The 25,707-nt window shown below is 47.1% G+C and carries 18 protein-coding genes; 15 read left to right on the top strand and 3 right to left on the bottom strand.

The genetic code is table 11. The features are described 5' to 3' along the window. Positions 1-337: 337 nt before the first annotated feature. Together MYF79_RS32260 and MYF79_RS32255 are read right to left on the bottom strand one after the other, a co-directional pair. A complete protein-coding gene (locus MYF79_RS32260) occupies positions 338-2,023 on the bottom strand; it encodes an LIC_10190 family membrane protein (protein WP_247811919.1) in 1,686 nt (561 codons plus the stop codon). Between the two features lie 30 nt (positions 2,024-2,053). Continuing rightward, positions 2,054-2,800, bottom strand: coding sequence for a glycosyltransferase family 2 protein (locus MYF79_RS32255; protein WP_247811918.1), 747 nt, complete (start codon positions 2,798-2,800; stop codon positions 2,054-2,056). A gap of 823 nt (positions 2,801-3,623) precedes the next feature. On the opposite strand from MYF79_RS32255, the gene MYF79_RS32250 reads away from it, so the two are divergent. The 6 genes from MYF79_RS32250 (at position 3,624) to MYF79_RS32225 (ending at position 11,685) form a co-directional block, all read left to right on the top strand. Then, a complete protein-coding gene (locus tag MYF79_RS32250) occupies positions 3,624-4,787 on the top strand; it encodes a Gfo/Idh/MocA family protein (protein WP_199653568.1) in 1,164 nt (387 codons plus the stop codon). 15 nt (positions 4,788-4,802) lie between these two features. Next, entirely contained in the window at positions 4,803-5,855 is a 1,053-nt protein-coding gene (locus MYF79_RS32245; RefSeq protein WP_247811917.1) for a sugar phosphate isomerase/epimerase family protein, read from the top strand. A gap of 230 nt (positions 5,856-6,085) precedes the next feature. Then, positions 6,086-6,499, top strand: coding sequence for a c-type cytochrome (locus tag MYF79_RS32240; protein WP_199653566.1), 414 nt, complete (start codon positions 6,086-6,088; stop codon positions 6,497-6,499). Positions 6,500-6,624: 125 nt separating this feature from the next. Then, positions 6,625-7,338: a DUF1080 domain-containing protein gene (locus MYF79_RS32235; RefSeq protein WP_247811916.1), complete on the top strand. Its 714-nt coding sequence runs from the start codon at positions 6,625-6,627 to the stop codon at positions 7,336-7,338. Positions 7,339-7,350: 12 nt separating this feature from the next. Continuing rightward, positions 7,351-8,193 (top strand): ThuA domain-containing protein, encoded by an 843-nt coding sequence (locus tag MYF79_RS32230; RefSeq protein WP_247811915.1) that lies wholly within the window; start codon positions 7,351-7,353, stop codon positions 8,191-8,193. A 75-nt stretch (positions 8,194-8,268) separates the two neighbouring features. After that, positions 8,269-11,685 (top strand): ThuA domain-containing protein, encoded by a 3,417-nt coding sequence (locus tag MYF79_RS32225; RefSeq protein WP_247811914.1) that lies wholly within the window; start codon positions 8,269-8,271, stop codon positions 11,683-11,685. Between the two features lie 63 nt (positions 11,686-11,748). Here MYF79_RS32225 and MYF79_RS32220 read toward each other — a convergent pair whose 3' ends face one another. Continuing rightward, positions 11,749-12,129: a transmembrane 220 family protein gene (locus MYF79_RS32220; protein WP_247811913.1), complete on the bottom strand. Its 381-nt coding sequence runs from the start codon at positions 12,127-12,129 to the stop codon at positions 11,749-11,751. 442 nt (positions 12,130-12,571) lie between these two features. Here MYF79_RS32220 and MYF79_RS32215 point away from each other — a divergent pair, with 442 nt between their 5' ends. The 9 genes from MYF79_RS32215 to eboC all read left to right on the top strand — a co-directional run bounded on the left by MYF79_RS32215 (position 12,572) and on the right by eboC (position 25,645). Continuing rightward, positions 12,572-13,972, top strand: coding sequence for an RtcB family protein (locus MYF79_RS32215; RefSeq protein ID WP_247811912.1), 1,401 nt, complete (start codon positions 12,572-12,574; stop codon positions 13,970-13,972). A gap of 4 nt (positions 13,973-13,976) precedes the next feature. Beyond that, positions 13,977-14,603, top strand: a complete 627-nt coding sequence (gene prfH, locus MYF79_RS32210; protein WP_247811911.1) for a peptide chain release factor H — start codon at positions 13,977-13,979, stop codon at positions 14,601-14,603. A gap of 465 nt (positions 14,604-15,068) precedes the next feature. Then, positions 15,069-18,323 carry a SusC/RagA family TonB-linked outer membrane protein gene (locus tag MYF79_RS32205; protein WP_247811910.1) on the top strand — a complete coding sequence of 1,085 codons (3,255 nt, stop codon included), beginning with the start codon at positions 15,069-15,071 and terminating at the stop codon, positions 18,321-18,323. A gap of 53 nt (positions 18,324-18,376) precedes the next feature. Continuing rightward, positions 18,377-20,173 (top strand): RagB/SusD family nutrient uptake outer membrane protein, encoded by a 1,797-nt coding sequence (locus MYF79_RS32200; protein ID WP_247811909.1) that lies wholly within the window; start codon positions 18,377-18,379, stop codon positions 20,171-20,173. Positions 20,174-20,506: 333 nt separating this feature from the next. Next, positions 20,507-20,686 (top strand): hypothetical protein, encoded by a 180-nt coding sequence (locus MYF79_RS32195; RefSeq protein WP_247811908.1) that lies wholly within the window; start codon positions 20,507-20,509, stop codon positions 20,684-20,686. A gap of 91 nt (positions 20,687-20,777) precedes the next feature. After that, positions 20,778-22,271: an FG-GAP repeat domain-containing protein gene (locus MYF79_RS32190; RefSeq protein WP_247811907.1), complete on the top strand. Its 1,494-nt coding sequence runs from the start codon at positions 20,778-20,780 to the stop codon at positions 22,269-22,271. Positions 22,272-22,650: 379 nt separating this feature from the next. Further along, on the top strand, positions 22,651-23,538 hold the full coding sequence (locus tag MYF79_RS32185; RefSeq protein WP_247811906.1) for an EboA domain-containing protein: 888 nt from the start codon (positions 22,651-22,653) through the stop codon (positions 23,536-23,538). Positions 23,539-23,642: 104 nt separating this feature from the next. After that, on the top strand, positions 23,643-24,629 hold the full coding sequence (locus MYF79_RS32180; RefSeq protein WP_247811905.1) for a TatD family hydrolase: 987 nt from the start codon (positions 23,643-23,645) through the stop codon (positions 24,627-24,629). Positions 24,630-24,784: 155 nt separating this feature from the next. Further along, positions 24,785-25,645: a UbiA-like protein EboC gene (gene eboC / locus MYF79_RS32175; RefSeq protein WP_247815104.1), complete on the top strand. Its 861-nt coding sequence runs from the start codon at positions 24,785-24,787 to the stop codon at positions 25,643-25,645. Positions 25,646-25,707 lie beyond the last annotated feature (62 nt).

Below are 25,707 nucleotides of genomic sequence, written 5' to 3'. Positions count from 1 at the left end.
AACGTGAAACGGAACACGGAACGCGGAAAACGGGAACCGGAATACGGAACTGGAACGTGAAACGAAACACGGAACACGGGGAACGAAACGGAAAACGGAAACCCGGAACCGGAACACGGGGAATGGAAAACATGAACGTGAAACGGAACACGGAACACGACAAACGGGAAACGGGAACGTGAAACGGAACACGGAAAATCGAAACACGGAACATGGAACAGGGGAAACATGGAATGTGAAACGACAAACCAGGGAAAAACACAAAATAACCTGCTACATCCGAAATATTATGGACGAACAAGCATCGAACTAGCATCGAACAAGCGACGACGAAACATTACCGCTCAGGAGCGAAACCATCCCCCAGGGAAGTCCCCCTCCTTTTAACCCCGTTTGGCAGAAAATCGGCACAGGGAAGAGGTGCGGTCCAGCAAAGTCCGGAAGGTGTCGTATTGACCGGGAAAGGCGCATTGTGTTGAATAATTTCTGTTGATGCATAAGGGACAGGCATTAACAAAAAGCTGTTGGCAGGGGCTTCATTGACTATTTTCTCACTTACAAACACTTTATTCAGATGATGCCGCAACACAAGTGTGCCGGCCAGGAATAACAATGTCACACAAAAAATTGGGATACGGATATACTTTAATTGCAGTGCAGGGAAGCAGAATATAGCTGTCAATATCACCAGCGGAGCGAGGTAGCTGTATCCAAAGCGTGGATCCGGCGCCTGTTTCAGCCAGAAGCAGCTGCCTAGCAATAAAAAGATATATAGGGGAACAAAACCCGCCGGCAATTGCTTACGGCGGATAAATACCAGTATGGGCGATGCCATCGCGGCCAATACGATCAGTTTATCATATATGCGAAGACTATGAAGGAACCAGTTGCTATACTGTTGTATAATGTTCTCGGATAAATACCGTTGAATATCACTTGCCCGGTAAAGGGCGAAGACAGTAACATCCAGCCGGGTAGCATGTATCACCTCCTTTGGGACCGCCCATCCGGTATGGAACAGGTCCGGCATTTCCAGGGGAAAAAGCGGGTAACCGGAAAGAATGACATTCCTGGCTAACCAGGGCGCCACGATCACGATACCGATTCCACAGAGTACGAGTATTTGGGTATATTTTTTCTGAACCAATACCTGCCAGAACATCAGGAGCGTCAATATAAGAATGGGAATGGACGATACCTTTACTGTAAGCAGGAAGATGGGCGCCAGCAACATGAACACGCCATTCTCGCTCTGAAGCGGAGATGTTCCCGCTGCGCTTTTTTCCAGCCAGCTTACCACCACCATACAACTGATATAGTATATAGCAGTATCTGCAGCAGGGGCTATAATGTAGTAAACGCCAAACTGGGGCATGTTGACCATTACCAGCAGACCTGCCTTCAACATGGCAATGAAATTGGTATCATCCTTACGGGGAAACAGATATAATACCGTCAGCAGGTACAAGACACCATTCAGGCGATTATCATCGATCCCGCTCAGCCAGGAAAAATTGAAAATGGCTGAAAGTACATGCCAGTGCGAATTATAACCAAAGCGTTCATGCAGGTTAGCTAGTCCCGGTACTGCTTTATAGTGTTGCATCCATTTGATGAACTGTGCGTAGTATAGACCTTCATCGTAGGTAAAAGGCTGTTGTGCCGAAAGATACAGCACATATATAATGGCTGCAATGGCCAGCAACTGCCGGGGCCTTCCCGCGTTGCGTACCTGTTCTGCATAAGCCGATACCTGCTGATGGATGGCAGCGCGCTGGAACATGTAGCAACACAATGCCGTAACCAGTATAATGCCGTGTGCCACACCAGCCAGGGGCATGAAAATGGACAGGCAGGAGGCCAGCACGGTGATGGCCAGCAGGCCGTTGAGCGCAATGAGCGGGAAATGCGGCAGCCCGGGATTGTTTTTCAGGATCCTGTTATGTATAAATTGCTGCAGCGTATATCCATACAGGAATGATAGTATGATGATATACAGAAATTTAACTAACAGGAATAACATAATAATGGAGTAATAGGATGATGTATTGGATTACTTATTGAGTTGCACAACCTTTTTCTGCCGTGAGAAGATATTGTACTTCAGGATGCAGTAAATAGCACGGAAACCATCTTTATAGTTGATCTTTTTGCCCTCTGCATAAGTACGGCCATAATAAGCAATACCTACTTCGTATATACGAATGCCAGGTACCCGGCTGATCTTGGCGGTTACTTCCGGCTCAAATCCGAAACGGTTTTCCTTCAGCTCGATCTGTTTAATAACAGCGCTGCGGAACAGTTTGTAACAGGTCTCCATATCTGTCAGGTTCAGATTGGTGAGTGCATTGGACAGGAAGGTGAGGAACTTGTTCCCGATAGTATGCCAGAAGAAGAGGATACGGTGAGGGCCATCTCCCATGAAACGTGATCCATATACGACGTCTGCCACACCCTGTAACATGGGCTTCAGCAGGCGGTTGTATTCTTCCGGGTTATATTCCAGGTCCGCGTCCTGTATGATGGTGAAGTCGCCGCTGGCCTGCTGAATACCTGTGCGCAGCGCAGCGCCTTTGCCCTTGTTCACTTCATGACGTACGTATTGCAGCTTAACATGCGGATAGGCGGCACGGAAACGCGCTACTTCTCCGCCGGTATTGTCTTTGGAATGATCGTCCACTACAACCAGCTCTTTTTCCACATCACCATTCAGCATTACTGCCTGTACCCTTTCAAGGATATCGTATATATATCTTTCTTCATTGTAAGCCGGAATGATCACGGAAAGCAGTTGTGACATAATGACAATTTTCTAAATCCTGCGGCCATTTAGCCGTAAACGTGTGCAAAGAAGCGAAAAAAGTATGTAGAAAAAAAATATTAATAGGTCAGCTCGTTTGGAAAAAAATATTATTTATTAACGACCATTTAACACTATCATTTGTTACAACACTTTACCTTTACATTATTAGGGTTTTCATAGGATAGTAAAACAAGAGCCGGATAGTCTTATTTGGCTCTTTCTTTTTTTATAAAACTTTGTTTTTTAGCCTTTTATTTATCTTTCTCTTATTCGTTATGCATCTCCGGAATCATGTTTTCGTGTATACTAAATGGTATCAACTGTAACACTTTCGTAGGACAAAAGTAGCCATTTTTGTAGGTAGTTCTACCTAATCTCTTCATGAAAATATCACACAAAAATGTGGCGGGAGTTTTCTACATTTAGGGTTTTTGCCGGCGGTGATTGTAGCGCTTACGTTATGAACGGGTATCCGGAAGTACCCTGTCGTGCTCATGGATACTTTTCGCAATTGCAGTGTTGAGGGCAGCCCATCAACCGTATAAGGGGCCGTAATGCCCTGCGGAAATGGAAGGGATAGCCAGCGTAGAGAGGGCAGGATAATGCCGGCAGCGCGTTCGTATTTAAAAATTGTACAGGTCAGGACTTTCATGCAGGAGGTGGTAAAAACCCTCATGCTTGTTGCATTTTTGCGTATTATATTGATTGTTGCCTGTACTTTTTTATATATTAGACGGCGGAAAAGCTCTTTTCCTGCTTATTCCACGTTAAATGTCACAGAGACAACTCAAAACCTTATAAAGAATAAAACGTTTTGCCAATGAACCGTAAGTTAAGAATGGGAATGATCGGAGGCGGTAAGGATGCCTTCATCGGAGCAATCCATCGTATTGCTGCCAATATGGATGGACTGATCGAATTGAAAGCCGGTGCCCTGAGTGTAAATCCTGAAACGGCCCTGGAATCAGGAAAAATGTTATTCCTGGACCCTGCCCGCACCTACACTGATTTTAAGACCATGCTGGAAAAAGAGGCTGCAATGCCGGAAAATGAAAGGCTGGATTTTATTACCATCGTAACACCCAACTTCGCACACTTCGAACCTGCGATGATGGCGCTGGACAAAGGCTTTAACGTAGTGATAGAAAAACCGATCACCTTCAACCTCGATGAAGCCAAACAATTAAAGGCTAAGGTAGAACAGACCGGCCTGACCCTGCTGCTCACACATACCTACACCGGTTATCCGCTGGTGAAACAGGCCCGCCGCATGGTGGCTGAAGGCGCACTGGGTAAGATCCGTAAGGTATGGGTGGAATACCCGCAGGGCTGGCTGAGCAGACCAACAGAAAAAGATAGTGCCGGCGCTGCCTGGAGAACCGACCCTAAACGTTCCGGTAAGAGCGGATGTTTTGGCGATATCGGTACCCATGCTGCTAACCTGGCGGAATATATCAGCGGATTGAAGATCGAAAAGCTTTGCGCTGACCTGCATATCATGGTGGAGGGCCGCGGTCTGGATGATGACGGCGCTGTACTGCTTCGTTTCGACAATGGCGCTGCCGGTGTGCTGATGGCATCGCAGGTAGCTGCCGGTGAAGAGAATGCACTGAAAATCAGGGTGTATGGTGAAAAAGGCGGCCTCGAATGGGCGCAACAGGAGCCTAACACACTGCTGGTAAAATGGCTGGATAAACCGGCTGAAATATATCGCGCAGGGGGCAATTACGGCGGCTACCAGAGCAGTTATGCCATTCACAATACCCGTACTCCGGGCGGACATCCGGAAGGATACCTCGAAGCATTCGGTAACCTTTACCGCAACTTCGCACAGACCCTGCAGGCTAAACTGGATGGAAATACCCCGGCTCCGGAATCACTCGACTTCCCTGGCGTAGATGATGGCATCCGTGGTATGGCGTTCATCGACAACGTGGTTCGTTCCAGCCAGAGCACGGAGAAATGGACAACGTTTGAAATCTAATTAATAAAGGCACGTATGAAAACAATTAAAGGACCTGGAATTTTCCTGGCGCAGTTTCTCGGAGACGCTGCGCCTTTCAATAGCCTGGAAGGCATCTGTAAATGGGCGGCAGGATTAGGATTTAAAGGGGTTCAGATCCCCACCTGGGACTCCCGTATGATAGACCTGCAAAAGGCTGCCGAAAGCAAGACCTATGCAGACGAGATCAAGGGTATCGTAAATGCGGCAGGTTTGGAGATCACTGAATTGTCCACGCACCTGCAGGGACAGTTGGTGGCTGTACATCCCGCATACAATGAACTGTTTGATGGCTTTGCGCCTGCCGATAAAAGAGGCAATGCGGCTGCCCGTACAGAATGGGCGGTAAACCAGCTGAAATATGCCGCAAAGGCAAGCCAAAACCTGGGCCTGAATGCACATGCTACTTTCAGCGGGGCCTTGCTCTGGCATACGGTATATCCATGGCCACAGCGCCCTGCAGGACTGGTAGAGACTGGCTTTAAGGAACTGGCGAAGCGCTGGCTGCCGATCCTGAACGAGTTTGACGCCAACGGGGTAGACCTCTGTTATGAGATCCATCCTGGCGAAGACCTGCATGACGGCGTTTCTTATGAGCGTTTCCTGGAGGCTACCGGCAATCATAACCGTGCCTGCCTGCTGTACGATCCGAGCCATTTCGTGCTGCAATGCCTGGATTACCTGGAATATATTGACATCTATCACGAGAAGATCAAAATGTTCCACGTAAAGGATGCAGAATTCAATCCAACCGGCCGTTCCGGCGTTTATGGCGGGTACCAGGGATGGATTGACCGTCCGGGGCGTTTCCGCTCACTGGGAGATGGCCAGGTGGATTTTAAAGCCGTATTCAGCAAACTGACCCAGTACGATTTCAGTGGCTGGGCGGTGATGGAATGGGAGTGCTGTATCAAACATCCGGAAGATGGCGCCAAAGAAGGTGCGCCGTTCATCCAGAACCATATCATCCGTGTTACCGAAAAAGCCTTTGATGACTTTGCTGGCGGAGGGGCCGATGAAGCCCTGAACAGAAAAGTATTGGGGCTGTAAAACGGAACGGTCAGCTGCAGATAACCAATCAGGAATGGGGAATAATGGGACTGCTCATCATATTATGTATACAGGGTTGTACAATGATGAGTATATTACCTTCCGGTCGTTCGTAAAAGATGCTATGCTGCTTTAGCTGGGAATAATTACGGTAATTAGGCATACTTATGGAAGTAGTATGCTTTATTATAAAGTCAATTTGTATTTAGGAACTTATAAACGATTGTAAAATGAGAATGCGTTTTTTGGCGCCGGTTGTATTATGTGCTGTAGTGCTGGCCTCCTGCGGTGGCGGCAGCAGCGAAAACAAAACTGAAAAGAAAGAAGAAGCTGCCAGCGAAACACCGGCAGACAATTCCATGGTAACTCCGGGTGCAGCTGAAGCTGCAGCCTCTAAAGGAGCTGCCCTGATCGAGCAGAAGGATTGTAAAACCTGCCACAAGGTGGATGTGAAGCTGGTAGGCCCTGCTTACAAGGAAGTAGCACAGAAATATGAAGCCACAGATGCCAACATAGAAATGCTGGCCGACAAAGTGATCAGCGGTGGTAGCGGTCATTGGGGTGAAGTAGCAATGACACCTCACGCTGACCTGTCCAAGGAAGATGCTAAGGAAATGGTGAAATATGTTCTGTCGCTGAAATAGCAGACGGCATTTTATATTGGTCTCTCAGCTTTCTAAATTAACTATCATAAATAGCCGGTAGTTGCCTGCCTTACCTCCCGTTAGGCAGTATAGCAATTATCGGCTATTAAAAAACTCAATTTGCAATGAAGCACATTATTCCCGTTCTGGCACTCAGTCTGATCTCTTTATCCACATCCGCGCAGGAATTGAATACCCTCACCGCTAAAGAAAAGAAAGCGGGCTGGAAATTATTGTTCAACGGTACCAATACCGAAGGCTGGCACACCTATCTGCAGAAAGATGCAAGTGCTGCCTGGAAAGTGCAGGACGGTGCACTGGCACTGGACCAGGAAGCTAAAAAGAACGGCGCTCCAGGTGGTGACCTGGTGACCAACGACGAATACGAAAACTATGAGTTAACACTGGAGTGGAAGATCTCCGAAGGTGGTAACAGCGGTATCATTTTCGGCGTTCACGAAGATCCGCAGTTCAAAGCTACTTACCTCACCGGTCCTGAAATGCAGGTGCTGGATGATGCTAAACATCCTGATGGTAAGATCACCAAACATAATTCCGGCGATCTGTACGACATGAAGAAATCTGTGAAGTACGCCGCAAAACCTGTTGGTGAATGGAACAAGGTAAAGATCCTGAAAAAGGATGGTAAGCTGACCTTCTGGCTGAATGGTGTTAAAACCGTAGAAACTACCATGGGCAGCGAAGAGTGGAAAACACTCCTGGCCAACAGTAAATTCAAGACCTGGAAAGGCTTTGGCGAATATGCAAAAGGTCATATTGCGCTCCAGGATCATGGGAATGAGGTATGGTACCGCAACATCAAGATTCACGTACTTTAATACCACATACACATGAGCAAGATCCACGTAAGAGAAACAATGCTTTCGTCCCGTACGGAAGAACATCATAACCTCGCTTCTAATAAAGCAGGTATAAGCATGGTCCCCTTCAGGATGGGACCATGCTTTATTGTTGCCCTCCTGCTGGCACTGGTTACCGGTACAGACAGCTATGCAGCATCCTTCAAAAAAATGCCCCGTTTACTGGTATTTTCCAAAACTGCCGGCTTCCGGCATGACTGTATCCCTGTTGCCAAACTGGCCATGATCAAACTGGGTCAGGAAAACGGTTTCGCTGTAGATACAACCGAAGATGCCAGCGTGTTCAATGATAAAGATCTGAAGCGCTATGCTGCAGTATTGTTCCTCAATACAACCGGCAATGTGCTGAACGATGAGCAGCAGGCGGCAATGGAGAAATACATTCATAACGGTGGCGGATACATGGGCATCCATGCTGCTACCGATACAGAATATGATTGGCCCTGGTACAATAAGCTGGCCGGTGCATGGTTCACCAGCCATCCTAAACAACAGCAGGCTACTTTGCTGGTGGTAGACCGTAACAACGATGCAACCCGCCACCTGCAGGAGAAATGGTCACGCTGGGATGAATGGTATAATTTCAAAGACCTCAACCCGGATGTACATGTACTGATCAAAATTGATGAAAGTTCTTACGAAGGTGGTAAGAATGGAGACAATCACCCGATGAGCTGGTACCACGATTTTGAAGGAGGCCGTGCTTTTTATACGGAACTGGGCCATACTAAAGAGTCCTATGCCGACCCGGTATACCTGCAGCATGTAATGGGTGGCCTTCGCTACGCAATGAATTTAAAAGCTGGAAAATAAAGGATTAGTCCCTATTACGGCATGCGGCCTGCGAAAGGCGCCGTATGCCGTCTTATCAATCAACATTAAAATATCATGCAAATCAGGTACGTAATGATGCTGCTGGTATTACTGGGAACAGTAATGTCCGGTTGCCAGAAGAAAACCCGGCCCGGTAACCCAAGGGTACTGGTGTTCACCAAAACCGCCGGTTTCCGGCATGCTTCTATCCCCGCAGGGATACAGGCTATTCAGAAGCTCGGAAAAGAAAATGGCTTTGAAGTAGACACCACAGAGAATGCCGCCAATTTTACCGAAGATACGCTGCAGAAATATGCAGCTGTGATCTTTCTGAATACCACTGGCGATGTACTGAACAATTACCAGGAAGCAGATTTTGAAAGATATATTCAGTCAGGCGGAGGCTTCGTGGGCATCCACTCTGCAACTGACACTGAATATGAGTGGGGTTGGTATGGAGAACTGGTAGGTGCTTATTTCGATAATCATCCCGCGGGTACACACAAGGCCAAACTGACGGTGAAGGACAAAACGTTCCAGGCCACAGCTACACTGCCTGATACATGGGAACATACCGATGAGTGGTATAATTTTAAGAAGATCAGCAAGCATACACATGTGCTGATCACAGTAGATGAAAAGACTTATGAAGGCGGTACCAACGGACCTGATCATCCTATCAGCTGGTACCACGATTTCGACGGTGGCCGCGCCTTTTATACAGAGTTAGGTCATACCAACGAATCATATACAGAACCACAGTATCTCGCACATATCCTGGGTGGTATTAAATATGCCATCGGCAAGAATACCATGCTCGATTATGCGCAGGCTACCACTTTGCGTGTGCCGGAAGAGAACAGGTTCACTAAAAACACGCTCATTTCTGGAGAGCTCTTTGAGCCTACTGAAATGACCATCCTGCCGGATCTCAGCATCCTGGTGGCACAACGCAGGGGAGAGATCATGTATTATAACCAGGCCAGTCGTAAACTGACACAGGCCGGTTTCCTGCGGGTATATTATAAAACTGAAGTGCCTAATGTAAATGCAGAAGAAGGTGTGCTGGGTATGAGCGCAGACCCGGATTTTGCAAAGAACCATTATGTTTATATCTATTATTCCCCGGCAGATACTTCCGTAAACCGCTTGTCCCGTTTCAAGTTTGAGAACAACGTGCTGGATACTGCATCTGAAAAGATCATCCTCCAGCTGTATTCCCAACGTAATATCTGCTGCCATACAGGTGGTTCTATCACCTTTGGCCCCGGAGGTCTCTTATACCTGTCTACAGGCGATAACAGTACACCCTTCGACGAACCCGGACAGAAATATGTCAGCAACGGATATGCCCCGCTGGATGACCGCCCGGGGCACCTGCAGTATGACGGCCGCCGTACATCTGCCAATAGCAACGATCTGCGCGGAAAGATCCTGCGCATAAAGATCAACGAAGATGGTACTTACGGCATTCCGGAAGGTAACCTCTTCAAACCAGGTACGCCTAATGCCCGTCCTGAGATCTATGCAATGGGTACACGTAACCCTTACCGTATTTCTGTAGACCGTAAGAATGGATACCTCTACTGGGGCGAAGTAGGACCGGATGCTAATAACGACGATCCTAACCGTGGTCCGCGTGGTTATGATGAGATCAACCAGGCAAAGAAACCGGGCAATTTTGGTTATCCGATGTTTGTAGGTAACAACTATGCCTATCATCTGTATGACTATGAAACAGGTAAGAGCGGCCCTGCGTTTGATCCTGCAAAGCCTGTGAACAATTCACGCAATAATACCGGTATCAAGAACCTGCCACCCGCGCAGCCGGCCTTTATATGGTACCCTTATGCCAAATCGCCCGACTTCCCCTCAATGGGTAGTGGTGGACGTAATGCAATGGCGGGACCTGTATACTACAATGAATTCTATCCGAAGGAAACACGTTTCCCGGATTATTATAACAACAAGTTCTTCATCTACGACTGGGTACGCGGCTGGATCAAGGCAGTGAGCTTCGACAAAGACTTCAACCTGTCAAAGACGGAAGATTTTATACCACATACAAAATTCAATGCCATCATCGATATGGAAATGGGGCCTGATGGTCGCCTGTATTTATTGGAATATGGCAATGGATGGTTCAGTAAAAATAAGGATGCAGCCCTGTCACGTATCGACTATAATGGCGGCAACCGTGCGCCTGTAGCAGAGATCCATGCCGATAAACTGTCGGGCGGTCTGCCATTTAAAGCGAAACTGAGTGCGAAAGGATCTTCCGATCCTGATGGCGATCAGCTGACATATGTATGGTACCTGGGCAATGGCAATAAGAAAGAAACCAAAGAGCCTGAAACAGAAGTAACCTTTACCACTGCAGGTGAATACGCAGTATCTGTAGAAGTGCTGGATGGCAATGGCGCCAGCACGCGCAGCAGTGGTATAGAGCTGTATGCTGGTAATGAAACACCGGAAGTGAAGGTGAGTGTGACCGGCAATAAGATGTTCTATTTCCCCGGCAAGCCTGTCGCTTACAGTGTAAGTGTGAAGGATAAAGAAGACGGCTCTACAGCAGATGGCAAGATCGATGTTGCCAACCTGTATATCAGGGCAGACTATATGGAAGGTAATGACAAAGCCGGTATTCCCCAGCAGGGGCACCAGATCATTACCGGCGCTATTGCCGGTAAGAACATGGTAGAATCCAGCGATTGTAAGACCTGTCATAAAGTAGATGAAAAATCTATCGGGCCCAGCTTCAAACAGGTGGCAGAGAAATATAAAGATGATCCGAAAGCGGCTGATTACCTGGCAGACAAGATCATCAAAGGTGGTGGCGGTGTATGGGGCGAAACAGCCATGTCTGCGCATCCTACCATCACACAGTCAGAGGCGCATCAGCTGGTAGAGTATGTGATGTCATTAGGCGGTAATACCAAAGCTGCACCATCATTGCCAGTAAGCGGTACGGTAGATCCTACTGTGGGGAAACCGGAAAAAGACAATGGTGTGTTGTACCTGATGGCGAGTTATACTGATAAAGGTGGTCCTGGTATCAAGCCTATTACTGGTACCGATGCCATTACGCTGAGGAGCCCGAAAATAGCTGCAGCATCATTTGATAAATCGGACGGTGTCTCTACATTCGAATTTGATGGTAAGAAGTTGTTGATACCTGCCGGCAATGGATGGGCTACTTACAAAAATCTTGACCTGACAGCAGTAAATGGTATCAATATTAACTATTTCACGCAGGAGCCTTTGCAGCATGGTTATATCGTAGAGATATTCCTGGATAAGGCAGATGGTCAGAAACTGGGAGAAGCTATAATTGGAGTAGGAGCTAAAGGAATGGCGCCTAATACTGCAACGATCTCGTTTGCACCGGTGGCAGACGGGAAGGAGCATACATTGCATGTAACGATTAAAGCGGCTGATCCGGCAGAGAAAACCGGGCTTGGAATATCATCTTTCCAGTTGATGAGTAAATAAGTGATTTCAAATAAAAAAAAGAGAGCCTGTATCAATTTGCGATACAGGCTCTCTTTTTTTATGCTAGCTCTTCTTCAATCGTCTGCCAGCATAGAAATAATTGATCAGCAGCACTATGATGAGAAGGAACAAGCCGAAGAACTCACGTGTTTCTTCTATCCAGGGCTTCGTTGCTTTCATTGTTTCTGCAATATTCTCACCATGATGTTCTGTGGCCCAGTCTATAACGCCGTTCTTGTCAAAGAAAAGATATGCGGCATATGCCAGGTATACAAATATACCGATAAGATATGCCCGCCTGTAAAAGCGGCCACGTGCAGCAAGCAGGCAGCAGCCGGCGCCAAACAGGTAGATGGGGCCCCATATATATGGATCAGGATCATTGTATTGCAGTCCTGCGAAAATGATGAACAGGATACCCCAGATGATGTTGAATATTTTCATAGAAAAAAAATTATCAGCGATGGAACGAAGATACTTGATATAACATAGAAAATATATACCTTTGCATCCGAATTCCTTTATTGTTCACCTCTAAAAACACAAGGAATCATGACAGAACGTATTCACATATCACCCTTTTCGCCCGCTGCCTGATACAGGTAATATTTCCTTTTTAATTTACTGGAAAGCGAGTAACATTGATGATCATTCATCATTAGTGTCTTCCATTATTATGCCTGTATAACTGGTGTACCATGAACACCCGGGGAATGATCGTGCAGATCACTTGCTGCGGGGCTTGCATGTTTGTGTCCCGGAGGAGCACCCCGGGAATCACGACAGCAAGACCTTCTGCGCCTGCGGAAAGGGTATCTCATGCCTTAATTGTCCGTTCGATATCATTTGAACGATACGCATCACTATACAATTATTACGCACCCATATGGGCAATTTACGCACAAAAGAACTGAGTAAGATCGGTTATACAAATGACCGTGCAAGAAGTCTGGTCATTAATACTATTTCAAAACATTTTAAGCATCATACCAAAGAGCAGCTCATTACATTATTGTCTGGCATAAAAGAGAAGCCTGAGCAATACATCAATGATGAAATACTGGGTAAGATCGCAGGCACATTCATAGAAAAAGAAGAAGTAACACATCATACGGCGTTCAATTTACTGGAAGAGACCGGGCGACTGAAGATCTACGGTGGTAAGGAGATTGAGCACAGCGCGAAGCAGCAGATGGAGATCGCTATGTCACTGCCTGTAACGGTACAGGGAGCGCTGATGCCGGATGCACATGCCGGGTATGGCTTGCCCATTGGCGGTGTGCTGGCTACTGATAATGCTGTTATACCTTATGCTGTAGGCGTAGACATTGGCTGCCGCATGGCATTGTCCATCTTCGATGAAGGAGAGAGCTTTATTAAACGTTACGGATACCAGATGAAGGTGGCACTGAAAGAGTGGACACACTTTGGTATGGAAGGCGGGCTGGATGTAGAACAGGAGCATGCGGTACTGGATGATCCTGCTTTTCAGGCAACTGACTTATTAAAGAAGCTGCAGGCAAAAGCGGCGCGGCAGCTGGGAAGTTCAGGCAGTGGTAATCATTTCGTGGAGTTTGGTATGATCCGTTTGTCTGAAGATAACTCACTGGGGCTGCCGGCGAAAGATTATGTCGCGCTATTATCGCACTCCGGCAGCAGGGGACTGGGCGCCAATGTAGCGATGCATTACACGAAGATCGCTATGGATACCTGCAAGCTGCCGAGACAAGCGCAGCAACTGGCCTGGCTGGATATGAACAGTGAGGCGGGGCAGGAGTACTGGCTCAGCATGCAACTGGCGGGTGATTATGCCAGGGCCTGTCATGACAGGATACATATTAATATGGCGAAAGCATTGGGACTGGAGCGGCTGATCACTGTTGAGAACCACCACAATTTTGCGTGGGAAGAAAGACTGGAAGATGGCCGTAAAGTGATCGTACATCGCAAAGGAGCTACACCTGCTCACGAAGGAGAACCGGGTATTATTCCGGGCAGTATGACCACGGCAGCTTACCTGGTGACCGGAAAAGGAGTGGAGCAGTCTTTATTTTCTGCGTCACACGGTGCAGGCAGAATGATGAGCCGGAAACGCGCCAGGGAAAGTATGACAGTCTCCGCATTAAAGAAGATGCTGGGCGATGCGGGTGTTACGCTGATCGGTGGAAGTGTGGAAGAAAATCCGCTCGCCTATAAAGACATCGAGAGCGTGATTGCTGCGCAACAGGAACTGGTCAACATTGAGGGTCGCTTTTTACCCCGGATTGTAAGAATGCATAAAGAGTAACAACATGAACAAGTCAATTATACAGGTAACAGCGGGGAGAGGGCCGGCAGAATGCACGAGGGTAGTGGCAAAGGTGGTAGAGCTGATGATGAAGGACGCCCGCAGGCAGGGACTGGATATCCAGGTACTGGAAAGCAAAAAGGGCGATCTGAAGGGAACACTGTTATCCGCAGTACTTTTAATAAAGGAAGAAAAAGGCGCTAAGCAACTTGACGCCTTCGTAAAAGAGTGGCGGGGTACGGTGCAGTGGATCGCAGAGAGCCCTTACCGTAAGTTCCACAAGCGCAAGAACTGGTTTGTGGGGGTCGAAGTGTTTGATGTAAAGGAGCAGGCGAAATGGGACCTGAAAGATGTGAAGCTGGAATCCTGCCGTGCATCGGGGCCCGGCGGGCAGCATGTGAATAAAGTGGAAACGGCCGTACGGGGTACACATCTTCCATCGGGCATCCAGGTGCTGGCAATGGACAGCCGCTCACAGTTGCAGAATAAACAGCTTTGCCTCGAAAGGCTGGAAGCAAAGTTTATGTCCTGGCAAATGGAACAGCTGCTGGCACGCCGGCAGGATCAGTGGCAGGAACATAATGAACTGGAGAGGGGAAGGGCGGTAAAGGTGATCACAGACAAACTGTGATCGCCGCCTTCTTTCTTCATCGTATTGTAAAACTGATAGTAAATTCTTAAATACTGATTAAAAATTTACCGCTTGTCTTGCTTAAATTAAACGAATGTGTTACCTTGGTCGCCAGTTAACAATTGAAATTTTAGTGTGTGTTTAATAATTGCCAAGATCTAATCCATGTTCCCTAATTTTTTGATGTTAACACGTATGAAAAAACTAAACTGTAGTCCAAAAAAAGAATTAAAACGCCATTCCCATTTTTTAACAACTTAAACGCCCGGATATATTATTGCATTGATACCGATGCAATCGGTATCAATATGGATTTGAGCCGAGAGGAAGGATTTAAATAGTGTCCCTCTAAGACCAGGATATTGACTTAACCCGGTCATTTTTCGTGTCTGTACCTGCCGGACGGCGCAGTGTATACACCCGAACAGGCTAATTATTAACCAATTTTTAAAAACGTTTCACGTTATGAAGAGACATGTCTACCGCACATTTGCGTGTTGCTGGCTATTGTTGTTGTTGTTTGCCGGCGCTGCATTCGCCCAGACTAAATTTACCGGGAAGGTCACAGACAAGACTTCCGGTAATCCCTTGCCAGGTGTAACTGTAGCAGTTAAGAATTCCGGCCGTGGTACAGCCACAGACCCGGCTGGTAATTTCAGTCTGACTGCCAAGAAAGGAGAGACCCTGGTGTTTTCATTTGTAGGCTACACGCAGCAGGAAGTAGTATTGGGAGATGCTGCTTCTATCAGTGTAGTGCTGAGTGAAAAAGTAGGTTCACTCGATGAAGTAGTGGTAACAGGTTACGCTACTCAACGTAAGAAAGACCTGACAGGCGCTGTATCTGTTGTAAATGTAGAACAGATCAGCCGTCAACCCACAGCCCAGGTGAGCAACCAGTTACAGGGCCAGGTATCTGGTATCACTGTATTAGGTTCTGGTCAGCCGGGTGAAGAGCCACAGGTACGTATCCGTGGTGTGAACACTTTCGGTAACAACACTCCGCTTTATGTAATAGATGGAGTACCTACTCAGAACATCGTAGACCTGAACCCCTATGATGTAGCCTCTATGCAGGTATTGAAAGATGCAGGTTCTGCTTCTATCTATGGTGCAAGAGCAGCTAACGGTGTGATCATCATCACCACCAAAAGAGGTAAACCTGATGGTAAAGTAAGAGTGACCTACGATGGTTACTATGGTACCCAGCGTCCTAAAGGTGGCAATGTATGGCACATCCTTTCTCCGCAGGAAATGGCTAACCTGAAATGGATGGCCTTAAAAAACACAGATCCTAACGTTGTTTATAATGATGGACTGTATGGCTCGGGCGCTACGCCGAGACTGCCAGATTACATCGCTCCCGGTGGGCTGATGGAAGGAGATCCTGCTGTAGATCCATCCAAATACAATGTAAATCCTTTCTACAAGAACCCTTCTGATCTGGACAATTTCTACCGTATCAACAAGGCGAATAAAGGAGGTACAGACTGGTTCCATGAAATCTTCAAGCCTGCGATGATCACCAGCCACAACGTATCAGTAAGTGGTGGTGGCGATCAGGGAGCTTACTACCTCTCTTTCTATTATTTCAATCAGAAAGGTACCTTGCTGGACACTTACCTGAAACGTTACTCTATCCGTTCCAACAGCTTCTTCAATGTAGGCAAACACGTACGTATCGGTGAAAACCTGGAGTTTTCTGTAATAGACAACCCACGTATCACTGCGCTGACAGAAGGAAGTGGTATCGGTATGGCTTTCCGCGAGCAACCTATTATCCCGGTGCGCGATATCAAGGGTAACTTTGCAGGTTCATTCAGTACCAATGGCGCTCAGTTAGGTAACGCCCGTAACCCTGTAGCCATACAGGAGCGTACCAAAGACAACAGAGGTCTGGGTAACCGCCTGTTAGGTAACGTATATGGAGAAGTTGATTTCCTGCAGCATTTCACCTTCCGTACCAGCTTTGGTGGTGAGGTATATTCCGCTTCCAATCACAGCTTCACTTATCCGGAATATGAGAATGCTGAGAACAACAAGGTTAACTCTTATACAGAAAGCGCTACCAGCGGTTATAACTGGACATGGAGCAATACCCTGACCTACTCACAGAGTTTCAATAAGATACATAATGTGAAGGTACTGGTAGGTACTGAAGCCTTCGACAACCATGGTCGTATGGTAACAGGTACTACACAGAACTATTTCATCTTTGATCCTAACTTCACTAACCTGGGTACTGGTACAGGTACTGTTACCAACAACAGTAATGCATTCACTGATGGTCTGTTTTCTATATTTGGCCGTTTGGATTACAGCCTGTTTGATAAATACCTGCTCGGTGCTGTTATCCGTCGTGACGGTTCCAGCAGGTTCGGTGCCAACAACCGTTATGGTACCTTCCCGGCTATCAGCGCGGGCTGGCGTGTTTCCCAGGAAGAATTCCTGAAACATGTATCCTGGATCTCTGACTTAAAGATCAGAGGTGGATGGGGTATCATGGGTAACCAGCTAAACGTTGATCCATCCAATGCATTTACTCAGTATGGTCTGAACAAAGGATCTTCCTTCTATGACATTGGCGGTACTTCCAATACGCTCGCTTCCGGTTTCTTCAGAACAACCATCGGTAACCCGGATGCTAAATGGGAAAGCAATATCAACACCAACGTTGGTTTTGATGCGACCCTCTTTAAAGGCAAACTGGAAATCAGCGCAGACTACTATAAGAAACGCGTAAAAGATCTGTTGTTCACACCAGAGGTTTCCGGTACTGCCGGCCGTTCCAACCCTCCGGCTGTGAACATTGCAGAAATGCAGAACCATGGTATTGATCTGTCTTTGGGCATCAATGATATTCATATCACTAAGGAGCTGGTGCTGAAAGCAAATGCTACGCTGACCACTTATAAGAACAAGATCATTAATATCTCCGGCGACGCGCCTTACTTCGACCTGGAAGCACGTCGTTTCAACGGTAACTTCATCATCCGTAACGCGATCGATCATCCTATCTCCAGCTTCTATGGTTATAAAACTGTGGGCTTCTGGAATACTGCAGAAGAAATCGCAGCAGCAAATGATCAGGCGCAGAAAGCTACCAACAATCCTAATGCAGTGTACCAGACAGGTATCAAACTGGGTCGTTTCCGTTACCAGGATACAAATGGTGATGGCATTATCACAGATGCTGATCGTACCTTCCTGGGTAACCCGAGCCCTGATTTCAGCTATGGCCTGAACCTGCAACTGGATTACAAGAATTTTGATTTCACAGTGTTCCTGTATGGTGTACAGGGTAATAACATCTGGAACCAGGTACGTTGGTGGACAGACTTCTATCCATCTTTCGCAGGTGCTAAGAGCAAAACAGCCCTGTACGATTCCTGGAGGCCTGATCATCAGAACGCAAAAGCACCAATCCAGGAGAACGAAGGTTCTTTCAGTACCAACACAGTGCCTAACTCGTTCCTCGTTGAAAATGGTTCATACCTGCGTGCTAAAAACATGATGCTTGGTTATACTTTACCTAAGGCTGTTCTGCAGCGCATAGGCATTGAGAAATTCCGCATCTATGTACAGGCAGCTAACCTGTTCACCATCACCAAATATTCAGGTATTGATCCTGAGATCACCGGTGGTACTACCAACTTTGGTCTGGATGAGGGTGCTTATCCTAACCAACGTCAGTTCCTGGTGGGTGTTAACGTAGGCTTCTGATCTGCGTAGTGATTATACCGGAAACAATTGGAGAACATCAAAAAAATCTAAACATGAAACGGACTTTAATAAGATCAAAATATATACTTGCAGCAGCAGTTGTGGGAGGCGTATTCTTCTTTAACGCCTGTAGCAAAAGCTTCCTGGAACGTGACCCCCGCGGCTCACTGACAGGTGAGAACGTATCTACCAAAGATGGTATAGATGCATTACTGATTGGCGCTTATGCCGCACTGGATGGTCAGCAGCAGGACGTAGCTGCTATCGGTACAGGTGGCCCATGGGAAGCAGCGCCCAGCAACTGGATCTACGGAAGCGTAGCCGGTGGCGATGCACACAAAGGCAGTGATGCGACAGACCAGCCGCCTATCAGTCTGATAGCAACCGGTCAGTTTGATGCGAGCAATGGCTTCTTCAATACCAAATGGAAAGTGTTGTTTGAAGGTGTAACACGTACAAATATCATCTTGTCGTTGTTGCCTAATGTAAAGGACATGTCAGCAGCTCAGGTTACGCAGGTGCAGGCAGAAGCGCGTTTCCTGCGTGGTCACTACTACTTCGAACTGAAGAAAATGTTCGGTAAAGTGCCCTGGGTAGACGAGATGCATATCACTGATTACAAACAGCCTAACAATACAGATATCTGGCCGAAGATTGAAGAAGACTTCAAATTTGCATACGAGAGCCTGCCACCTACACAGTCGCAGGCAGGCCGTGCCAACAAATGGGCTGCAGCTGCATACCTGGCTAAGACCTACGTATATCAGAAAAAATGGACAGATGCTAAACCGCTGTTTGACCTGATCACTACACAGGGTGTAACTGCAAAAGGTGATAAATATGCATTGACGCCAAGATTCGAAGACAACTTTGATGCTGCAACAAAGAATAATAGTGAGTCTGTGTTTGCCATTCAGATGTCTGCGAATAACGGTACCGGTCAGATCTCCAATGGTAACCAGGGTGAAATGCTGAACTTCCCTTACAACAGTCCATTTGGTTGCTGCGGATTCTATCAGCCTACACAGGACCTGGTAAACTCTTTCCGTACCGATGCTAACGGATTGCCTTTCCTGGAAGATTATAACGATCATGCAGTAAAAAGCGATATGAAGGTATTGTCTACCGCGCCGTTTACGCCTGATGCCGGTAACCTTGACCCACGTCTTGACTGGACTGTAGGCCGTCGTGGTATTCCTTACCTGGATTGGGGTAACCACCCTGGCCGTAGCTGGGTGCGTGATCAGGATTATGCTGGTCCTTACGCTCCTAAAAAGAACGTTTACTGGCAGTACAACCAGGATAAGTATAAAGATCCTAACTCCTGGGCGCCTGGTTCCGCTATCAACCTGGTGTTGATCCGTTACTCAGATGTATTGTTAATGGCTGCGGAAACAGAAGCAGAACTGACTAACCTGGATGCTGCGCAGGCATATGTAAATATGGTGCGTACCAGGGCTGCTAATCCACAGACCCGTGTATACAAATACATTGACGATACCAAACCAATGGGCGGTTTTTCCAATACACCGGCTGCAAATTATGTAATAGCAAGCTATCCTGCAGGTGCTTTCACCGGAATGGGTAAAGATGGTGCGCTGAAAGCGATCCGTTTTGAGCGTAAACTGGAGCTGGCGATGGAAGGTCAGCGTTTCTTCGACATCGTTCGCTGGGGCACAGCGCCGGCTGAGCTGACCAGGTTCTTTGCTTATGAGTCCAAGATCACTACTGACCTGAATGGCGGTAAATTCGTTGTTGGCCGTAATGAGCATTATCCTATTCCTCAACGTCAGATTGACCTGAGCTTCAAAAATGGCGCTAAGACGCTTGAGCAGAATGAGGGATATTAACAGATTGCTTTTTAAACGAAGAGGATAAAATGGAAAGACCCTGGCAACGGGGTCTTTCTTCTTTTTGGGTATATTTACAGTATGCCTGAACTTTATATAATATCCGGTTGTAACGGTGCCGGAAAAACTACGGCTAGCTATACTGTACTTCCTGAAATGTTAAATTGCCGGGAATTTGTAAATGCTGACAGCATTGCAGCGGGGCTTTCTCGAACTGGATCGTGGTTGATAACGGAGAGATGAGGCCTCAGATCGTTGCGAAAAGCGGAGCTTTTGAAAAAACGATATTAAATAACGATATTTGGGAAACCATTTTGATGCAAAGTGAGCACTATGGAAAATAAGAAAAAGAATATTGACGAGTTATCTGAAAAAGTGCTTCAAGGTATAACCAAAGCCTTGAAAAAATTGGCTGAAACAAGTGCGGCCAACAACAAGGAATTGGTTGTTGGAGATAAATACGGCAATGTGAAGAGAGTGCCTGCCAAAGAGTTATTGCATAAATTCAAGTGATTTTCACCGCCTTATAACTATTCATTGATATGTTCCCCTAGCTTCTTCTCAAACTGAGGAAATATACTTCCACGTACGCAATCCAACACACTTGAAAACACTACTCCCTTTCATTCTCATTATTACATACACCACATACACCTCCTGTTCCCTGAGCAAACAGGAAAAAGGAAAACTTCTCGCCGAAAAATACTGTGGCAGTTGCCACTTGCCTGTATCTCCTGCCATGCTGGATAAAACCACCTGGACGCAGCATGTATTGCCTGCGATGGCGCCGAAGCTGGGTATTGGCGTATGGCGGGAAAATGAGTATTTCCTTAAACCGGCGAATGGCGCCGCCAATATCAGCATAGAAGACTGGAAAAGTATTGTTGCTTATTACCAGGAGCTGGCGCCTGATAGTCTGGCTCCGGCAAAGGCCTCCCGGCCGCTGGCGGGGGACCTGCAGTTGTTTGACCTGGTGCAGCCGGATACGGCAGGATACACCCAGACTGCCACCACGACGATGGTTGCTGTCAATCCATTTACCGGCGTTGTTTACTCCTCTACAGAATATGGCGCTACCCTTTACAAATGGGAGGGACAGGGGAAGGCTTCACCGGCAATCAGGCTGCAATCTACAGCAGTGGATATGAGCTGGCGTGCGGCCGATACCGCCCTGCTGACCTGTATTGGTAACATACGGGCGGTGGATGTGCCAACAGGCGTATTGTGGGAGGTGCACCCCGCGGCAGAAGAGGCCGGGCAGGTAAAGACCATCGCGATGGGATTACCCCGCCCGGTGCAGAGTATAGCGGCCGACTTTAATAAAGACGGAAGGATGGATTACCTGGTCTGTGGCTTTGGTCATAATTATGGTGGCTTGTATGTGTTGCAGCAAACAGCAGCCGAAGAATATACCAAACAGGCCGTCTGGGAGGTGCCGGGCGCCATTCATAGTGTAGTGGAAGATTTTGACAAGGATGGCTGGCCGGATATCATGACATTGTTTGCCTATGGAGATGAGGGCATCTGGTTGTTCCGCAACGATCATAAGGGCGGCTTCAAACAGCAACAACTCTTACGGTTTCCTCCTGTGCAGGGTTCCACGGGCTTCCAGGTGGTGGATATGAACAAGGATGGCCTGCCGGATATATTATATACCTCCGGCGATAACGGTGACTATTCGATGGAGCTGAAATCCTTTCATGGGGTCTATCTCTACCTGAATAAGGGCGATTTTCGGTTTGAGCAGGCCTGGTTTTACCCGGTGAATGGCTGTACAAAGGCAATAGCGGCCGACTTTGACCAGGACGGAGACCTGGATATTGCCAGCGTCGCCTTCTTTGCAGATCTGAAACACAAGCCGGCGGAGAAGTTTATATTATTCACCCAGGATCATCCTATGCAATTTAATCCACATGTTATGCCGGCACTGACAGGAGCGGGCAGGTGGATCTGCATGGATGTGGGGGATTATGACAGAGATGGGGATGCGGATATAGTGCTTGGAAACTACTCAAAAGGGTTCATTATCCAGGGCGATTTTAAGCCGGATTGGAACGTTAACATTCCATTTATAATCCTCAGAAATAAAACAAAATGAGGCAATTACACTTGCTCAGTTTAAAAATAGTAATCGAGGGATCAGTTTTTTGATCATTCGATTGCAGTTGTAACAAATAAATACTTATATTGCATAAGCAATGTCAGGCAAAAATCTAAATCTATGCTGCTTAAACTACTCAGTTTAGCCCACGTAGTATTTCTTTTTCCCTGTAAACAGTACTGAATTTATAAAGCAATAATCTCCGCAGTGTTATTGTTTTTCAAGATACTCCTGATTGAACTGATCAGGTTTTAGAATGGCGGAAGGAGAGGCACACCGTGCCTCTCTTTTATTTACTACACCATCTATCACAGTTTTCCCTTTTTTATAATGCTTATTCAGCTAACTTTAACGTAGCTAAATTTCAACCGGAGCGATGGAACATGCTTATTACTACGACAGGAATAAATTCGACACGTTATTATACGGGATCATTGAGCAAAACAGTACGGAACAGGCGCTCAGCTGGTTACAGCAACAAAAAGAGAAACTGGGCGAACCAGTAAGTGTACAGCGTTTCAATCTCACTTTCACCGCCATCCCGCGGTTCATGGGGAAAAATACCATACAGACTGCCCCATCATATATTGAATTGTCTGACAATACTCCTTTTTTCATACAGGGCTATACGTTAGATAAGCTGGTGAGGATCTGGTGGTTATTGCAGTTCCCGGCGGCCGACAGGGAGGCGTATGTCAGGGTGATAGAGGGACTGTTTGATGCGGCTGATATGAATGAACAGGCTGCATTGTATGCTGCTTTGCCTGTACTGGCATGGCCGGAGGCATGGGTATTCCGCACAACGGAGGGGATCCGGTCTAATATTGGTCCTGTGCAGGAGGCAGTGATGTTATATAACATTTACCCTGCACGTAACCTGGAGGAGCCAGCCTGGAACCAGCTGGTAATGAAAGCGTTCTTCACGGACAAGCCGATCCACCTCATCCGGGGGCTGGATGAAAGAGCGAATCCGGCATTAGCTGCTATTCTTACAGACTATGCGCATGAGCGCTGGGCCGCAGGCAGAAAGGTGCATCCGATGTTATGGAGATTGGTAGGGCCTTTTATTAATGCTGACAATTTCACAGATATACAACGAGTATGGCATTCTGAAGTGAATGTCGAAAAAGAGGCAGCGGCATTAGCCTGCGCTTCAAGTACATATGCTCCGGCGAAACAGTTGCTGGAGCAGTCGGCCACACTTAGAGAAGAAATCGCCAGCCAACACCTGACATGGGACACTATTGCGGCCCGAATAGCATAAACGTGTATCACACCTTCAGTGTATATAATAGTAACTTGCATGCAGTAATTCCGCCAGCTAAGGCAGGTGCTTCAATTTACAGGTCTCGAAAAACAGAATAAGATATGTGTAGCAGTCATGAGTTAACAGGTAAAGAATATCAACCTATTGCCACGTCTTCCTCCTATTTGGAACGCATAAAAGGCATGCGTTTTTTTGATCCTCACGTACATATGACATCCCGTACAACGGATGATTACCAGGCAATGGCAGACGCCGGGGTAGTGGCCATCATTGAACCGGCCTTTTGGCTGGGACAACCGCGTACCGGTGTGGATACGTTCCGTGATTATTATAACAGCCTGATCGGCTGGGAAAGATTCCGTTCTTCCCAGTTCGGTATCAAGCATTATTGCACTATAGGCCTCAATTCCAAGGAAGCCAACAACGAAAGGCTGGCAGAAGCCGTAATGGAGATATTACCTTCATTCCTGTATAAAGAAGGCGTGGTAGGTGTCGGAGAGATCGGTTTTGACGATCAGACTGCTGCTGAAGAGAAATACTACCGCGCACAGCTTGAACTCGCTAAAGAAGCAGGGCTCCCTGTTCAGATACATACCCCGCACCGGGACAAGAAAAAAGGTACTCAACGTAGTATGGACATTGCGTTGGAGCATGGCCTGGACCCCTATATGGTCATCGTGGATCACAACAATGAGGAAACGGTCAAAGAAGTATTAGACCGTGGTTTCTGGGCAGCGTTCACTATTTATCCTTTTACTAAAATGGGTAATGAACGCATGGTGGAAATCGTAAAACAGTATGGTAGTGAACGCATAATGGTCAATTCTGCCGCCGATTGGGGCATCAGTGACCCCCTGGCTGTACCAAAAACCGCGGCGCTCATGCACGAAAGTGGTATTGACTTGAATGACATTCATTTGGTAACTTTCCGCAATGCTATAACTGCTTTCGCTCAAAGTGGTCAGATGGATGAAGCGGATTTTGACACGGTCAAGGACGTGGATCAAAGTCTGAAATTTAATGGAAGCACCGTACTGCGCGGTGGCCAGCAGCCAAGAATAGATAAACAATCTAATATTATTAGATAAATCGTTACAAGTCTGTACTACGGATATCCCTTGCTGTGCAGTGACGCAGAAACATTGCTGTGTCTTGCATAACCGGTGAGCCGTATTGCCTACTTGGAGAAAACCCGAGCCCGGTGAATTATATTATAAGCAAGTTGTTAGGATATTTACGTTTAATGCGGCCCGCCAACATAGTTACTGCAGTAGCAGATATATTGGCCGGGGTTGCTATTTCCGGTTTTCTGGGGTCGCAGGTATCAAGTTACCTTGATCATTTGTTACCCGTGATGTGCATGTGCCTGGCAACTATCGGACTGTATGGCGGAGGGGTGGTATTTAACGATGTGATGGACGCCGAGCTGGATAAAAAGGAACGTCCTGAGCGTCCGATCCCCAGCGGGGTCATTTCTCTTACCGAGGCGATTGTACTGGGAAGCTACCTTTTGCTGGTAGGTATACTGGCAGCCTTTACGGTTGGCCGTGTTACAGGTTATTTCGGATTGGGCATTGCAGCTTCTGCACTGATATATGATAAGTGGGGGAAGCACTTCTCCTGGGGGCCGGTCAATATGGGCTTATGCCGCGGGTTGAACCTGCTGATGGGAATCAGCATGGTTGGGGCTACCCTGAATAAGTACTGGTGGATAGGTATCATCCCGGTGATCTATATTGCCGCTGTGACAGCTATCAGCAGGGGAGAGGTGCATGGAGGAAGTAAACGTACGCTGCGTATTGCAGCTCTTTGCTATGCGCTGGTATATGGTACTGTGTTGGTACTGGCAGCGATGAACGGGCATCTTCTCATAGCCGCTCCATTTGTCATCCTGTTCGCACTTATGATTAACCTGCCCTTATTCAGGGCCATGAAGGACCCCTCCGGTCCCAATATAGGAAAAGCGGTAAAAGGAGGCATTATAGCCCTGATAGCGATGAATGCCGCCTGGGTAGCAGCCTTTTCCACCATGCCTCATGCTTTACTGGTACTGATATTATTACCATTGTCACTATTGATGGCCAGGGCGTTTGCAGTGACCTGAGCTCCTCGCTCGTCATTCGTAGTTCTTCGTAGCAATTAAATTTTGTACTTTAACGGCCTGGT

Origin of the sequence: Chitinophaga filiformis (assembly GCF_023100805.1) — a bacterium.
Classification (GTDB): domain Bacteria; phylum Bacteroidota; class Bacteroidia; order Chitinophagales; family Chitinophagaceae; genus Chitinophaga; species Chitinophaga filiformis_B.
Note: the sequence above shows the minus strand (reverse complement) of the source record. Positions and strands in the feature narration are given on the sequence as shown.

Excerpts from the sequence above, each read along its gene's own strand:
- MYF79_RS32215 (WP_247811912.1), top strand. The coding sequence starts at position 12,572 with ATGGGCAATTTACGCACAAAAGAACTGAGTAAGATCGGTTATACAAAT.
- MYF79_RS32195 (WP_247811908.1), top strand. The coding sequence starts at position 20,507 with ATGGAAAATAAGAAAAAGAATATTGACGAGTTATCTGAAAAAGTGCTT.
- MYF79_RS32250 (WP_199653568.1), top strand. The coding sequence starts at position 3,624 with ATGAACCGTAAGTTAAGAATGGGAATGATCGGAGGCGGTAAGGATGCC.
- MYF79_RS32240 (WP_199653566.1), top strand. The coding sequence starts at position 6,086 with ATGAGAATGCGTTTTTTGGCGCCGGTTGTATTATGTGCTGTAGTGCTG.
- MYF79_RS32255 (WP_247811918.1), bottom strand. The coding sequence starts at position 2,800 with ATGTCACAACTGCTTTCCGTGATCATTCCGGCTTACAATGAAGAAAGA.
- MYF79_RS32205 (WP_247811910.1), top strand. The coding sequence starts at position 15,069 with ATGAAGAGACATGTCTACCGCACATTTGCGTGTTGCTGGCTATTGTTG.
- eboC (WP_247815104.1), top strand. The coding sequence starts at position 24,785 with ATGCGGCCCGCCAACATAGTTACTGCAGTAGCAGATATATTGGCCGGG.
- MYF79_RS32185 (WP_247811906.1), top strand. The coding sequence starts at position 22,651 with ATGGAACATGCTTATTACTACGACAGGAATAAATTCGACACGTTATTA.
- MYF79_RS32245 (WP_247811917.1), top strand. The coding sequence starts at position 4,803 with ATGAAAACAATTAAAGGACCTGGAATTTTCCTGGCGCAGTTTCTCGGA.
- MYF79_RS32220 (WP_247811913.1), bottom strand. The coding sequence starts at position 12,129 with ATGAAAATATTCAACATCATCTGGGGTATCCTGTTCATCATTTTCGCA.
- prfH (WP_247811911.1), top strand. The coding sequence starts at position 13,977 with ATGAACAAGTCAATTATACAGGTAACAGCGGGGAGAGGGCCGGCAGAA.
- MYF79_RS32260 (WP_247811919.1), bottom strand. The coding sequence starts at position 2,023 with ATGTTATTCCTGTTAGTTAAATTTCTGTATATCATCATACTATCATTC.
- MYF79_RS32180 (WP_247811905.1), top strand. The coding sequence starts at position 23,643 with ATGTGTAGCAGTCATGAGTTAACAGGTAAAGAATATCAACCTATTGCC.
- MYF79_RS32235 (WP_247811916.1), top strand. The coding sequence starts at position 6,625 with ATGAAGCACATTATTCCCGTTCTGGCACTCAGTCTGATCTCTTTATCC.
- MYF79_RS32230 (WP_247811915.1), top strand. The coding sequence starts at position 7,351 with ATGAGCAAGATCCACGTAAGAGAAACAATGCTTTCGTCCCGTACGGAA.
- MYF79_RS32225 (WP_247811914.1), top strand. The coding sequence starts at position 8,269 with ATGCAAATCAGGTACGTAATGATGCTGCTGGTATTACTGGGAACAGTA.
- MYF79_RS32200 (WP_247811909.1), top strand. The coding sequence starts at position 18,377 with ATGAAACGGACTTTAATAAGATCAAAATATATACTTGCAGCAGCAGTT.